11 protein-coding genes are annotated in these 12,338 nt (G+C 60.7%); all 11 read left to right on the top strand.

Annotated elements, in window-relative coordinates:
• Positions 1 to 440: 440 nt before the first annotated feature.
• The 11 genes from LIY45_RS22920 to nuoL all read left to right on the top strand — a co-directional run bounded on the left by LIY45_RS22920 (position 441) and on the right by nuoL (position 12,336).
• The gene (locus LIY45_RS22920; protein ID WP_003219575.1) at positions 441 to 854 is read left to right on the top strand and encodes an NADH-quinone oxidoreductase subunit A; all 414 of its coding nucleotides are present in this window, start codon (positions 441 to 443) and stop codon (positions 852 to 854) included.
• Positions 855 to 864: 10 nt separating this feature from the next.
• Complete coding sequence (locus LIY45_RS22925) at positions 865 to 1,539, top strand: NADH-quinone oxidoreductase subunit B (RefSeq protein ID WP_003219572.1); 675 nt, start codon at positions 865 to 867, stop codon at positions 1,537 to 1,539.
• Between the two features lie 72 nt (positions 1,540 to 1,611).
• Positions 1,612 to 3,396, top strand: a complete 1,785-nt coding sequence (nuoC, locus tag LIY45_RS22930) for an NADH-quinone oxidoreductase subunit C/D (protein ID WP_003219570.1) — start codon at positions 1,612 to 1,614, stop codon at positions 3,394 to 3,396.
• Between the two features lie 2 nt (positions 3,397 to 3,398).
• A complete protein-coding gene (nuoE, locus tag LIY45_RS22935; protein WP_003219568.1) occupies positions 3,399 to 3,896 on the top strand; it encodes an NADH-quinone oxidoreductase subunit NuoE in 498 nt (165 codons plus the stop codon).
• Complete coding sequence (gene nuoF, locus LIY45_RS22940) at positions 3,893 to 5,248, top strand: NADH-quinone oxidoreductase subunit NuoF (protein WP_093198717.1); 1,356 nt, start codon at positions 3,893 to 3,895, stop codon at positions 5,246 to 5,248. The genes nuoE and nuoF overlap by 4 nt, the downstream gene beginning before the upstream one ends.
• 135 nt (positions 5,249 to 5,383) lie before the next feature.
• Complete coding sequence (gene nuoG, locus LIY45_RS22945) at positions 5,384 to 8,098, top strand: NADH-quinone oxidoreductase subunit NuoG (RefSeq protein WP_226477702.1); 2,715 nt, start codon at positions 5,384 to 5,386, stop codon at positions 8,096 to 8,098.
• Positions 8,095 to 9,102 carry an NADH-quinone oxidoreductase subunit NuoH gene (gene nuoH / locus LIY45_RS22950; RefSeq protein ID WP_003219563.1) on the top strand — a complete coding sequence of 336 codons (1,008 nt, stop codon included), beginning with the start codon at positions 8,095 to 8,097 and terminating at the stop codon, positions 9,100 to 9,102. Before nuoG ends, nuoH begins: the two co-directional genes overlap by 4 nt.
• Before the next feature lie 11 nt (positions 9,103 to 9,113).
• Positions 9,114 to 9,662 (top strand): NADH-quinone oxidoreductase subunit NuoI, encoded by a 549-nt coding sequence (nuoI, locus tag LIY45_RS22955; RefSeq protein WP_003174725.1) that lies wholly within the window; start codon positions 9,114 to 9,116, stop codon positions 9,660 to 9,662.
• Positions 9,663 to 9,671: 9 nt separating this feature from the next.
• Positions 9,672 to 10,175 (top strand): NADH-quinone oxidoreductase subunit J, encoded by a 504-nt coding sequence (gene nuoJ / locus LIY45_RS22960; RefSeq protein WP_017476146.1) that lies wholly within the window; start codon positions 9,672 to 9,674, stop codon positions 10,173 to 10,175.
• A gap of 2 nt (positions 10,176 to 10,177) precedes the next feature.
• The gene (gene nuoK, locus LIY45_RS22965) at positions 10,178 to 10,486 is read left to right on the top strand and encodes an NADH-quinone oxidoreductase subunit NuoK (protein WP_003219560.1); all 309 of its coding nucleotides are present in this window, start codon (positions 10,178 to 10,180) and stop codon (positions 10,484 to 10,486) included.
• Positions 10,483 to 12,336: an NADH-quinone oxidoreductase subunit L gene (gene nuoL, locus LIY45_RS22970; protein ID WP_003219559.1), complete on the top strand. Its 1,854-nt coding sequence runs from the start codon at positions 10,483 to 10,485 to the stop codon at positions 12,334 to 12,336. Before nuoK ends, nuoL begins: the two co-directional genes overlap by 4 nt.
• Positions 12,337 to 12,338 lie beyond the last annotated feature (2 nt).

Genomic DNA, 12,338 nt, shown 5'->3' on the forward strand with positions numbered 1-12,338 from the left:
GCCCCCTACGCCCCCCCACAACCAAATTTCGACCAAAACATTGATCCAGAGCGGTATCCGCGCCCCCAAAGTCAGTTAAAAGATCCGCCTTACCAACTAACACCACCCACACAAGTAACAGCAACTTCCCCCGTTAAACCCCGAACAGCTGTTTAAAACCCACGCAAACAATATTCATTATCATTTAGAGCATGAAAACTTCTTTACAGCTTAAACAAAACATAATTGGTGAAATGCCCGCTAATGCCCGCCCCACAAGGGCTACAGCCCCAAGAAGGTGCACTATGTCCTTATTCCATCGAATAATTTCGCTATAGGAATTTTACTTGCCCGGTGTTTAGCCATAAAATCACCGCGATTGATTGCGCTGCGACATATCGTCACTGCATCGTTACTTTTTCGAGCTCAGAGACCTTTGCTCTCTGTTAAGGATTTCCAGCATGACCGAAGCGACAGGACTCATGGCCCACAACTGGGGCTTTGCCATTTTCCTCCTCGGTGTTGTCGGCCTCTGCGCCTTCATGCTCGGTGTCTCCAGCCTCCTCGGGTCAAAAGCCTGGGGCCGCAGCAAAAATGAACCGTTCGAGTCCGGCATGCTGCCTACAGGTGGCGCCCGCTTGCGGCTCTCAGCCAAATTCTATCTGGTCGCGATGCTCTTCGTGATCTTCGATATCGAAGCCCTTTTTCTCTTTGCCTGGTCTGTGTCCGTCCGCGAAAGCGGCTGGACCGGATTCGTCGAAGCCCTCGTTTTCATAGCAATTCTGTTGGCAGGCCTTGTCTACCTATTCCGAGTGGGCGCCCTTGACTGGGCTCCGGAAGCTCGTCGTAAGCGGCAAGCGAAGCTGAAACAATGAGGCTTTGGCGATGCAATACAATCTCACCAGGATCGACCCGGATGCTCCTAACGAGCAGTACCCCATCGGCGAACGGGAAACCGTTTCCGATCCGTTAGAAGACCAAGTCCACAAAAACATCTACATGGGCAAGCTGGAAGACGTGCTGAGTGGCGCGGTCAACTGGGGACGTAAGAACTCCCTGTGGCCGTACAACTTCGGTCTGTCCTGCTGCTACGTGGAAATGACCACCGCCTTCACGGCGCCCCACGACATCGCGCGCTTTGGCGCCGAAGTTATCCGGGCATCGCCGCGCCAGGCGGATTTCATGGTTATCGCCGGTACCTGCTTTATCAAGATGGCGCCGATCATTCAGCGTCTCTACGAGCAAATGCTCGAGCCAAAGTGGGTTATCTCCATGGGTTCGTGCGCCAACTCCGGTGGCATGTACGACATCTACTCCGTGGTTCAGGGGGTGGACAAGTTCCTGCCCGTGGACGTCTACGTGCCTGGCTGCCCGCCCCGCCCTGAAGCATTCCTGCAAGGCTTGATGCTGTTGCAGGAATCGATTGGCAAGGAGCGTCGCCCACTTTCCTGGGTTGTCGGAGATCAAGGCGTATATCGCGCCGAGATGCCGTCACAAAAGGAACAGCGCCGCGAACAGCGTATTCAGGTAACCAACCTGCGCAGCCCCGACGAAGTCTGATCCAGAACCGCTTCTTTTATAGAACGAAAACCTGGCTTCATTCTTTACGTTGACCGAAAGCGATAAAAAACCATGACTACAGGCAGTGCTCTGTACATCCCGCCTTATAAGGCAGACGACCAGGATGTGGTCGTCGAACTCAATAACCGTTTTGGCCCTGACGCCTTCACCGCCCAGGCCACACGCACCGGTATGCCGGTGCTGTGGGTGGCGCGTGCCAGGCTCGTCGAAGTCCTGAGCTTCCTGCGCAACCTGCCCAAGCCGTACGTCATGCTCTATGACCTGCATGGCGTGGACGAGCGCCTGCGTACCAAGCGCCAGGGACTGCCGAGCGGCGCCGATTTCACCGTGTTCTATCACCTGATGTCCCTGGAACGTAACAGCGACGTGATGATCAAGGTGGCCCTCTCCGAGAGCGACCTGAGCGTTCCGACCGTGACCGGTATCTGGCCCAACGCCAACTGGTACGAGCGTGAAGTGTGGGACATGTTCGGCATCGATTTCCCGGGCCACCCGCACCTGTCGCGCATCATGATGCCGCCGACCTGGGAAGGTCACCCGCTGCGCAAGGACTTCCCTGCCCGCGCCACCGAATTCGATCCATTCAGCCTGACCCTCGCCAAGCAACAGCTTGAAGAAGAGGCTGCACGCTTCCGTCCGGAAGACTGGGGCATGAAGCGCTCCGGCACCAACGAGGACTACATGTTCCTCAACTTGGGCCCGAACCACCCTTCGGCTCACGGTGCCTTCCGCATCATCCTGCAACTGGACGGCGAAGAAATCGTCGACTGCGTGCCAGACATCGGCTACCACCACCGTGGTGCCGAGAAGATGGCCGAGCGTCAGTCGTGGCATAGCTTCATTCCGTACACCGACCGTATCGACTACCTCGGCGGCGTGATGAACAACCTGCCGTACGTGCTCTCGGTCGAGAAGCTGGCTGGCATCAAGGTGCCGGACAAGGTCGACACCATCCGCATCATGATGGCCGAGTTCTTCCGGATCACCAGCCACCTGCTGTTCCTGGGTACCTATATCCAGGACGTCGGCGCCATGACCCCGGTGTTCTTCACCTTCACCGACCGTCAGCGTGCGTACAAGGTCATCGAAGCCATCACCGGCTTCCGCCTGCACCCGGCCTGGTACCGCATCGGCGGTGTCGCACACGACCTGCCACGTGGCTGGGAACGCCTGGTCAAGGAATTCATCGACTGGATGCCCAAGCGCCTGGACGAGTACCAGAAAGCCGCCCTGGACAACAGCATCCTCAAGGGCCGGACCATCGGCGTCGCCCAGTACAACACCAAAGAGGCCCTGGAATGGGGCGTCACCGGTGCTGGCCTGCGTTCCACCGGTTGCGATTTCGACCTGCGCAAGGCGCGCCCGTACTCCGGCTACCAGAACTTCGAATTCGAAGTCCCGCTGGCGGCCAACGGCGATGCCTACGACCGCTGCATCGTGCGCGTCGAAGAAATGCGCCAGAGCCTGAAGATCATCGAACAGTGCATGCGCAACATGCCGGAAGGCCCGTACAAGGCGGATCACCCGCTGACCACGCCGCCGCCGAAAGAGCGCACGCTGCAACACATCGAAACCCTGATCACGCACTTCCTGCAAGTTTCGTGGGGCCCGGTGATGCCGGCCAACGAGTCCTTCCAGATGATCGAAGCGACCAAGGGTATCAACAGTTATTACCTGACGAGCGATGGCGGCACCATGAGCTACCGCACCCGGATTCGTACGCCAAGCTTCCCGCACCTGCAGCAGATCCCTTCGGTGATCAAAGGTGAAATGGTCGCGGACTTGATTGCGTACCTGGGTAGTATCGATTTCGTTATGGCCGACGTGGACCGCTAAGCATGAATAGCACGCTTATCCAGACAGACCGTTTCACCTTGAGTGAAACCGAGCGCTCGGCCATCGAGCACGAGCTGCATCACTACGAAGACCCGCGCGCGGCGTCGATCGAAGCCTTGAAGATCGTCCAGAAGGAACGTGGCTGGGTGCCCGACGGCGCCCTCTACGCCATCGGCGAGATCCTCGGCATCCCCGCCAGCGACGTTGAAGGCGTGGCGACGTTCTACAGCCAGATCTTCCGCCAGCCGGTTGGCCGCCACATCATTCGCGTGTGCGACAGCATGGTCTGCTACATCGGTGGCCACGAGTCCGTGGTCAGCGAGATCCAGAGCAAGCTGGGCATCGGCCTGGGCCAAACCACTCCGGATGGCCGCTTCACGCTGCTGCCGGTGTGCTGCCTGGGCAACTGTGACAAGGCGCCGGCGTTGATGATCGACGACGACACATTCGGTGACGTGCAGCCTGCTGGCGTCACCCAATTGCTCGAGGGCTACCCATGACCCTGACTTCCTTCGGTCCTGCCAACCGCATCAAGCGCACGGCTGAGACTCACCCGCTGACCTGGCGCCTGCGTGACGACGGCGAAGCCGTTTGGCTCGACGAGTACCAGGCCAAGAACGGTTACGCGGCCGCGCGCAAAGCCTTTGCCGACATGGCCCAGGACGACATCGTCCAGACCGTGAAAGACGCAGGCCTTAAGGGCCGCGGCGGTGCAGGCTTCCCCACCGGGGTCAAGTGGGGCCTGATGCCGAAAGACGAATCCATCAACATCCGCTACCTGCTGTGCAACGCGGATGAAATGGAGCCGAACACCTGGAAAGACCGCATGCTGATGGAGCAACTGCCCCATCTGCTGATCGAAGGCATGCTGATCAGTGCTCGAGCACTGAAAACCTACCGTGGCTACATCTTCCTGCGTGGCGAGTACACCACCGCCGCCAAGCACCTCACCCGTGCCGTGGAAGAAGCCAAGGCAGCCGGCCTGCTGGGTAAAAACATCCTCGGTTCGGGTTTCGACTTCGAACTGTTCGTGCACACCGGCGCCGGGCGTTACATCTGCGGTGAAGAAACCGCACTGATCAACTCCCTCGAAGGCCGCCGCGCCAACCCGCGCTCCAAGCCGCCCTTCCCTGCCGCCGTGGGCGTGTGGGGCAAGCCGACCTGCGTGAACAACGTTGAAACCCTGTGCAACGTGCCGGCAATCATCGGCGACGGCGTGGAGTGGTACAAATCGTTGGCCCGCGCAGGCAGCGAAGACATGGGCACCAAGCTCATGGGCTTCTCCGGCAAGGTCAAGAACCCGGGCCTGTGGGAACTGCCTTTCGGCGTGACCGCACGGGAGCTGTTCGAGGACTACGCCGGCGGCATGCGCGACGGCTACACCCTCAAGGCCTGGCAGCCAGGCGGCGCCGGTACCGGCTTCCTGTTGCCTGAGCACCTCGACGCACAAATGTACGCCGGCGGCATCGGCAAGGTGGGCACCCGTATGGGTACCGGCCTGGCCATGGCCGTGGACAACACCGTGAACATGGTGTCGTTGCTGCGCAACATGGAGCAGTTCTTCTCCCGCGAGTCCTGTGGTTTCTGCACCCCGTGCCGCGACGGTTTGCCATGGAGCGTCAAGCTGCTGATGGCCCTGGAAAACGGCGAAGGCCGCGAGGGTGACATCGAGACCCTGCTGGGTCTGGTCGGTTTCCTCGGCCCAGGCAAGACCTTCTGTGCTCACGCACCGGGCGCCGTGGAGCCATTGGGCAGCGCGATCAAATACTTCCGCTCGGAGTTCGAAGCCGGCATCGCGCCTACCAGCGCCGCCGTCCCGCCTCTGGCAAGGCCGATTGTTGTCGGCGCGTAACGCTTAAAAAGGCGAAGGGTCCGTGCCCTTCGCCTTCTCATGTGCTGACGCCTTCAAGGCTGTGTTGATGCATATGAATAACAAGATTCCATTAGCCACGCCCGCTGACACCGGGCCAACGAAGAACTTTGAACCATGGCCACTATCCACGTAGACGGCAAAGAGCTCGAAGTCGATGGGGCAGACAACCTGTTACAGGCGTGTCTGTCGCTAGGCCTCGACATTCCATATTTCTGCTGGCACCCCGCCCTTGGCAGCGTTGGCGCTTGCCGCCAGTGCGCGGTCAAGCAGTACACCGACGAGAACGACACCCGTGGTCGTATCGTGATGTCCTGCATGACCCCTGCCACCGACGGCAGCTGGATTTCCATCGAAGACGAAGAAGCGAAAGTGTTTCGCGCCAGCGTCGTCGAATGGCTGATGACCAACCACCCGCACGACTGCCCTGTGTGTGAGGAAGGTGGCCACTGCCACCTGCAAGACATGACCGTGATGACCGGCCACAACGAGCGCCGGTATCGCTTCACCAAGCGTACCCACCAGAACCAGCAACTGGGCCCGTTCATTTCCCACGAGATGAACCGCTGCATCGCTTGCTATCGCTGCGTGCGCTTCTATAAGGACTACGCCGGCGGTACCGACCTCGGTGTGTTCGGTGCCCACGACAACGTGTACTTCGGTCGCGTTGAAGACGGCACCCTCGAAAGCGAGTTCTCCGGCAACCTCACCGAGGTCTGCCCGACAGGTGTGTTCACCGACAAGACTCACTCCGAGCGCTACAACCGTAAGTGGGACATGCAGTTCTCGCCGAGCATCTGCCATGGCTGCTCCAGCGGTTGCAACATCTCCCCGGGCGAGCGCTACGGCGAACTGCGTCGGATCGAAAACCGCTTCAACGGTTCGGTCAACCAGTACTTCCTGTGCGACCGTGGCCGTTTCGGCTATGGCTACGTCAACCGCGAAGACCGCCCACGTCAGCCACTGTTGGCCGACGGGGCCAAACTGAGCCTCGACGAAGCACTGGATAAAGCCGCTGACCTGCTGCGCGGTCGCAACATTGTCGGTATCGGTTCGCCCCGCGCCAGCCTCGAAAGCAACTACGCGTTGCGTGAGCTGGTAGGTGCCGAGCACTTCTACTCCGGTATCGAAGCCGGTGAGCTGGAGCGTATCCGCCTGGTGCTGCAAGTGCTGAACGACAGCCCGCTGCCGGTTCCGAACATGCGCGACATCGAAGACCACGACGCGATCTTCGTCCTCGGTGAAGACCTGACCCAAACCGCTGCACGCGTGGCCCTGTCCCTGCGCCAGTCGGTAAAAGGCAAGGCCGAAGACATGGCCGACGCCATGCGCGTCCAACCTTGGCTCGACGCCGCGGTGAAAAACATCGGCCAGCACGCGCTGAACCCGCTGTTTATCGCCAGCCTGGCTGAAACCAAGCTCGACGACATCGCTGAAGAATGCGTACACGCCGCGCCTGACGACCTGGCCCGCATCGGTTTCGCCGTGGCCCACGCCCTCGACGCCAGCGCGCCTGCCGTTGAAGGCCTGGACGCTGAAGCCGTTGAACTGGCCCAGCGTATTGCTGACGCCCTGCTGGCCGCCAAGCGTCCATTGATCATTGCCGGTACCTCGCTGGGTTCCAAGGCGCTGATCGAAGCCGCTGCCAACATTGCCAAAGCCTTGAAGCTGCGCGACAAGAACGGTTCCATCAGCCTGATCGTGCCAGAGGCCAACAGCCTTGGCCTGGCCATGCTCGGTGGCGAGTCCCTGGACGCCGCCCTGCAAGCCGTGACCGATGGCAGCGCCGATGCGATCGTGGTGCTGGAAAACGACCTGTACACCCGCACTGATTCGGCCAAGGTCGACGCAGCGCTGAACGCGGCCAAAGTGGTGATCGTTGCCGACCACCAGAAAACCGCCACCAGCGACCGCGCCCACCTGGTACTGCCCGCCGCCAGCTTTGCTGAAGGCGACGGTACCCTGGTCAGCCAGGAAGGCCGCGCCCAGCGCTTCTTCCAGGTGTTCGATCCGAAGTACATGGACGCCAGCATCCTGGTTCACGAAGGCTGGCGCTGGCTGCATGCCCTGCGCGCTACCCTGCTGAACCAGCCGATCGACTGGACCCAACTCGACCACGTGACTGCCGCCACAGCCGCAGCCGCACCGCAACTGGCACGCATCGTCGACGCGGCACCGTCTGCCTCGTTCCGCATCAAGGGCATGAAACTGGCCCGTGAACCGCTGCGTTACTCCGGCCGTACCGCCATGCGTGCTGACATCAGCGTGCATGAGCCTCGTACGCCACAAGACAACGACACCGCGTTCGCCTTCTCCATGGAAGGTTACTCGGGTTCGGTCGAGCCACGTCAGCAGGTGCCATTTGCCTGGTCGCCGGGCTGGAACTCGCCGCAAGCCTGGAACAAGTTCCAGGACGAAGTCGGTGGTCACATCCGCGCTGGCGACCCGGGCACCCGCCTGATCGAAAGCACCGGTGACTCGCTGAACTGGTTCGCCAATGTTCCGCGTCCGTTCAACCCGGCCCAGGGTACCTGGCAGGTTGTGCCGTTCTTCCACCTGTTCGGCAGCGAAGAAACCTCTTCCAAAGCCGCGCCGGTACAAGAGCGCATTCCGGCCGCCTACGTGTCCGTAGCCAAGTCCGAAGCCGACCGCCTGGGCGTCAACGACGGTGCCCTGCTCAGCGTGAACGTCGCCGGCAAGACCCTGCGTCTGCCGCTGCGCATCAACGAAGAGTTGGGGGCTGGCCTGGTTGCATTGCCAAAAGGCCTCGCGGGGATTCCTCCGGCGATCTTCGGCCTCACCGTTGACGGTCTGCAGGAGGCAGCTCAATGACCTGGTTCACCCCTGAAGTGATCGACGTGATCATCGCGGTGGTCAAGGCCATCGTGATCCTGTTGGCCGTGGTCGTGGCGGGCGCCTTGCTCAGCTTCGTCGAACGTCGCCTGCTGGGCTGGTGGCAGGACCGTTACGGTCCGAACCGCGTTGGCCCGTTTGGTATGTTCCAGATCGCCGCCGACATGCTGAAAATGTTCTTCAAGGAAGACTGGACCCCGCCGTTTGCCGACAAGGTGATCTTCACCCTGGCACCGGTCGTGGCCATGAGCGCCTTGCTGATTGCCTTCGCAATCATCCCGATCACCCCGACCTGGGGCGTGGCGGACCTGAACATCGGCTTGCTGTTCTTCTTCGCCATGGCCGGCCTGTCGGTCTACGCGGTGCTGTTCGCCGGTTGGTCGAGCAACAACAAGTTCGCCCTCCTGGGCAGCTTGCGGGCCTCGGCCCAGACCGTGTCCTACGAAGTGTTCATGGGCCTCGCGCTGATGGGCATCGTGGTGCAGGTGGGCTCGTTCAACATGCGCGACATCGTCGAGTACCAGGCGCAGAACCTGTGGTTCATCATTCCGCAGTTCTTTGGCTTCTGTACCTTCTTCATCGCTGGCGTCGCCGTGACTCACCGTCACCCGTTCGACCAGCCGGAAGCGGAACAGGAACTGGCCGACGGTTACCACATTGAATACGCCGGCATGAAATGGGGCATGTTCTTCGTAGGTGAGTACATCGGCATCATCTTGATCTCGGCCCTGCTGGTCACGCTGTTCTTCGGCGGCTGGCACGGCCCGTTCGGCATCCTGCCGCAGCTGGCGTTCTTCTGGTTCTTCCTGAAGACCGCGTTCTTCATCATGTTGTTCATCCTGCTGCGCGCTTCCATCCCGCGTCCACGGTATGACCAGGTGATGGATTTCAGCTGGCGATTCTGCCTGCCGCTGACCCTGATCAATTTGCTGGTGACTGCTGCCGTTGTGTTGTTGAACACGCCAGCGGGCGCGGTTCAGTGAGGATTTGACCCATGTTCAAATATATTGGCGACATCGTTAAGGGTACCGGTACCCAGTTGCGAAGCCTGGTGATGGTGTTCGGTCACGGCTTTCGCAAACGCGACACCCTGCAATACCCGGAAGAGGCGGTGTACCTGCCGCCGCGTTATCGCGGCCGCATTGTCCTGACCCGCGACCCCGACGGCGAAGAGCGCTGCGTGGCCTGTAACCTGTGTGCCGTGGCATGCCCCGTGGGTTGCATCTCGCTGCAGAAAGCTGAAACCGAAGACGGTCGCTGGTACCCGGACTTCTTCCGCATCAACTTCTCGCGCTGCATTTTCTGCGGCCTCTGCGAGGAAGCTTGCCCGACCACCGCGATCCAGCTGACACCGGATTTCGAGATGGCCGAGTTCAAACGTCAGGACCTGGTGTACGAGAAAGAAGATCTGCTGATCTCTGGTCCCGGTAAAAACCCTGATTACAACTTCTATCGTGTTGCAGGTATGGCCGTTGCCGGTAAGCCGAAAGGCGCCGCACAAAACGAAGCCGAGCCGATCAACGTGAAGAGCTTGCTGCCTTAAGGAAGAAAGATGGAATTCGCTTTCTATTTCGCATCGGGTATTGCAGTGGTGTCCACGCTTCGCGTGATCACCAACACTAACCCCGTGCACGCCCTGCTCTACCTGATCATTTCGCTGATCGCCGTGGCCATGACCTTCTTCAGCCTCGGCGCACCGTTCGCCGGTGTGCTGGAAGTGATCGCCTACGCCGGCGCCATCATGGTGCTGTTCGTGTTTGTGGTGATGATGCTCAACCTGGGGCCGGCCTCGGTCGCCCAGGAACGCGTCTGGCTCAAGCCCGGCATCTGGCTCGGCCCGGTGATCCTGGCAGCCCTGCTGCTGGCTGAACTGCTGTATGTGCTGTTCGCTCACCAGAGCGGCCAGGCCATCGGCCACACCACCGTAGACGCGAAAGCCGTGGGCATCAGCCTGTTCGGCCCGTACCTGCTGGTGGTCGAACTGGCTTCGATGCTGCTGCTCGCTGCAGCCATCACCGCCTTCCACTTGGGCCGCAACGAAGCCAAGGAGCAATGACGATGCCTGCTATCCCTTTGGAGCATGGTCTGGCGGTCGCCGGCATCCTGTTCTGCCTTGGCCTGGTCGGCCTGATGGTCCGCCGCAACATTCTGTTCGTGTTGATGAGCCTGGAAATCATGATGAACGCCGCGGCACTCGCGTTCATCGTGGCCGGTAGCCGTTGGGGCCAGCCGGATGGACAAGTGATGTTCATCCTGGTGATCAGCCTGGCAGCCGCCGAGGCCAGTATTGGCCTGGCGATCCTGCTGCAACTGTATCGTCGCTTCCACACGCTTGATATCGACGCTGCCAGTGAGATGCGCGGATGAACATGATCTTTCTGACTTTCGTATTTCCCCTGATCGGTTTCCTGCTGCTGTCGTTCTCCCGTGGACGCTGGTCGGAAAACCTCTCGGCCCTGGTGGGCGTGGGCTCCATTGGCCTGTCGGCGATTGTTGCCGCCTACGTCATCTGGCAATTCAACGTTGCGCCGCCTGAAGGCGGTCACTACACCCTGGTGCTGTGGCAGTGGATGTCCGTGGAGGGCTTCAAGCCCAACTTCGCCCTCTACGTCGACGGCCTGTCGATCACCATGCTCGGCGTGGTGGTGGGTGTGGGCTTCCTGATCCACCTGTTCGCGTCCTGGTACATGCGCGGTGAAGCCGGTTACTCGCGCTTCTTCGCCTACACCAACCTGTTTATCGCGAGCATGCTGTTCCTGGTGCTGGGCGATAACCTGTTGTTCCTGTACTTCGGCTGGGAAGGCGTGGGCCTGTGCTCGTACCTGTTGATCGGTTTCTACTACAGCAACCGCAACAACGGTAACGCCGCACTCAAAGCCTTTATCGTGACCCGGATCGGCGACGTGTTCATGGCCATCGGCCTGTTCATCCTGTTCCAACAGGTGGGCACGCTGAACATCCAGGAACTGCTGGTGCTGGCACCGCAGAAATTCCAGGTCGGCGACTTCTGGATCACCCTGGCGACCCTGATGCTGCTGGGCGGCGCTGTGGGTAAATCCGCGCAACTGCCGCTGCAAACCTGGTTGGCGGATGCGATGGCCGGTCCTACCCCGGTTTCGGCACTGATCCACGCCGCCACCATGGTGACCGCCGGTGTCTACCTGATTGCCCGTACCCACGGCCTGTTCACCCTGGCGCCAGAGATTCTGCATCTGGTGGGCCTGGTAGGTGGCGTGACCCTGGTACTGGCAGGTTTTGCTGCCCTGGTCCAGACCGACATCAAGCGCATCCTCGCCTACTCGACCATGAGCCAGATCGGCTATATGTTCCTGGCCCTGGGCGTCGGTGCCTGGGACGGCGCGATCTTCCACCTGATGACCCACGCCTTCTTCAAGGCCCTGCTGTTCCTTGCTTCCGGTGCGGTGATCGTTGCCTGCCACCACGAGCAGAACATCTTCAAGATGGGCGGCCTGTGGAAGAAACTGCCGTTGGCCTACGCCAGCTTCATCGTCGGCGGTGCGGCCTTGTCGGCCCTGCCACTGGTGACCGCAGGTTTCTACTCCAAAGACGAAATCCTCTGGGAAGCCTTTGCCAGCGGTAACCACGGCCTGCTATACGCCGGCCTGGTGGGTGCGTTCATGACCTCGCTGTACACCTTCCGCCTGATCTTCATCACCTTCCACGGTGAAGCCAAGACTGAAGCCCACGCAGGCCATGGCATTTCCCACTGGCTGCCACTGTCGGTGCTGATCATCCTGTCGACCTTCGTCGGCGCCATGATCACCCCGCCTCTGGCCGGTGTTCTGCCGGAAAGTGCCGGTCATGCCGGTGGTGCAGCCAAGCACAGCCTGGAAATCGCCTCGGGTGCCATTGCCATCGCCGGCATCCTGTTGGCCGCCTTGCTGTTCCTCGGCAAGCGCCGCTTCGTCACCGCCATCGCCAACAGCGGCATTGGCCGCTTCCTTTCGGCCTGGTGGTTCGCTGCCTGGGGCTTCGACTGGATCTACGACAAACTGTTCGTCAAGCCGTACCTTGCGATCAGCCACGTTCTGCGCAAAGACCCGCTCGACCAGACCATCGGTTTGATCCCGCGCGCCGCCAAGGCCGGTCACACCGCCCTGAGCCGCAGCGAGACAGGCCAATTGCGCTGGTATGCAGCTTCCATGGCGGCCGGTGCCGTCCTGGTAATCGGTGCCATCATCGTGGTCGCGGTCTGACT

It is taken from the genome of Pseudomonas sp. MWU16-30323 (genome assembly GCF_020515595.1).
Lineage (GTDB): Bacteria > Pseudomonadota > Gammaproteobacteria > Pseudomonadales > Pseudomonadaceae > Aquipseudomonas > Aquipseudomonas yamanorum.